This is a genomic window from Bacillota bacterium (genome assembly GCA_040754675.1).
In the GTDB taxonomy this organism is placed as follows: domain Bacteria; phylum Bacillota; class Limnochordia; order Limnochordales; family Geochordaceae; genus Geochorda.
The window spans coordinates 1-1,952 of sequence record JBFMCJ010000691.1; the positions used below are offsets into that span (position 1 = coordinate 1).

Consider the following 1,952-nt stretch of genomic DNA (forward strand, 5'->3'; position numbering starts at 1 on the left):
CGCTCAGCGCGGCCGTCGCGTCGTTTGAAGGGTGGCGGGGCGAAGGTTTCGACCCCTTGGTGGCGGGCACGTTGCTGCTGACAGGCCCGCTAGTCAGCGGGGTGTTCCTGGTGCTGCAGGTCTGGGGCCAGCGGCACACCTCGGCCACGCACGCGGCCGTCATCTTCTCGCTGGAGCCCGTGTTTGCGGGGCTGGCCGGGTGGATGTTCGCCGGGGAGGTGTTCAGGGCACGCGCGATGCTCGGCGGCGCTCTCATCCTGGCCGGGATGCTGGTCGCCGAGGTGCCCCGGCTTCGGGTGGAGCCGAAAGCTTCCGTGCGTAGAAGGATCTGGGGCACCCACGTGCCGTAAACACCGCACGGAAAGGGGTGGAGATCCTTTGGCGGGAGTCCGGAGCAGGCTTTTCCGATGGTTCGCCGGCGCGCTTGCGGCGTCGGTGCTGGTGTTTGCGCTACAGCTTGCGGCAATTGCAGCGCAGCTTGACATCCTTCACTTCAACGACACGTACACCCTGGAGCCGGTGGACGGCGGCAAGCTTGGAGGCATGCCACGCCTTGCCACGCTGGTGAAGCAGGCGCGAACGCAAAACCCCGAGGCGCTGTTGCTGTTTGCCGGCGATGTGATCTCGCCATCCATCATGTCGTCGGTCTTCAAAGGGGAACAGATGATCGAGGCGTTCAACGCGCTCGGGGTGGACGTGTCCACGTTCGGCAACCATGAGTTTGACTTTGGCGACGAGGTCCTGGCGCAACGGGTGCGCGAGTCCACCTTCACGTGGGTCGTCGCCAACGTGGTGGACCCCGAGGGCAGGCCCTTCCCGGGCACCTATCCCTTCGTGGTGCGCCAGATGAGCGGGGTGAGCGTGGGTCTCCTGGGGCTGGTGACCCCCGAGTCGAAGGTGCTCTCGAGCCCGGGCGCTCAGTGGCGCTTCATCGATCCCGTTGAGGCCGCGCGCAAGGCCATTGCGCAGATGCGGGCCATGGGGGCCCAGGTCATCGTCGCCCTGACGCACCAGACCATGGCGGACGACGTGCGGCTGATGCGCGAGGTGCCGGAGATCGACCTGGTCATCGGCGGCCACGAGCACGATGTCATGCGGGAGGTCGTGGACGGGCGGCTCATCGCCAAGGCAGGCAGTGACAACCGCTACCTGGGCGTCGTCAGCCTGACCATCGAGGGCGGCCGTGTGGTGGGCTTCAAGGACCGGATGATGACGGTCGACCAGAGCGTGCCCGATGATCGAGCCATGGCAGCCCTGGTCAACAAGTGGACGGCAAACCTCTCCCGGGAGATGGACGTGGTCATCGGCCAGGCCGCAGTGGACCTGGACGCTCGCAACAGCACGGTGCGACTGCAGGAGGCGGCGCTCGGTAACCTGGTAGCCGACGCCATTCGCGAGGCGGTGGGGGCCCAGATTGCCATCACCAACGGCGGCGGCATCCGCACCAACGCGGTTCTCCCTGCAGGGTCCATCCGCCGGCGGGACGTGGTGGCGTGGCTGCCGTTCGGCAACGTGGTGGTGAAGCTGGACGTCACTGGCGCGCAGATCCGGGCGGCCCTGGAGAACGGCGTGAGCCAGGTGGAGAAGACGGCGGGGCGCTTCCCCCAGGTATCGGGCCTCCGTTTCGCCTTCGACCCCTCCCGGCCGGCCGGGCAGCGGGTGCTGTGGATCAGGGTGAACGGCCAGCCGCTCGACGAGTCCGCGCACTATATCCTGGCCACCAACGACTACATGTTGCGCGGCGGTGACGGGTACGAGATCTTCAAGGACGCCAAAGTGCTGCTCGACCCCGCGGCCGGCCCGCTCATGGCCGAGGTCGTGGCCCGCTACATCCAGGCTCGTGGCACCGTGAGTCCGGCGGTCGAGGGCCGCATCGTGCGGGTGTCCGGCGGGGGTTCCTGAAGAGGCGGGGAAGCTGACAGCAGGCGCATGGTATCAAGGGTCGCCGGCGC

2 protein-coding genes are annotated in these 1,952 nt (G+C 67.6%); both read left to right on the forward strand.

Annotated elements, in window-relative coordinates; genetic code table 11:
• Positions 1–350: DMT family transporter (locus AB1609_22570; GenBank protein MEW6049219.1), on the forward strand; the 350-nt coding region annotated here is incomplete at its 5' end.
• A gap of 28 nt (positions 351–378) precedes the next feature.
• Complete coding sequence (locus tag AB1609_22575; GenBank protein ID MEW6049220.1) at positions 379–1,902, forward strand: 5'-nucleotidase C-terminal domain-containing protein; 1,524 nt, start codon at positions 379–381, stop codon at positions 1,900–1,902.
• The last annotated feature ends 50 nt before the right edge of the window (positions 1,903–1,952 follow it).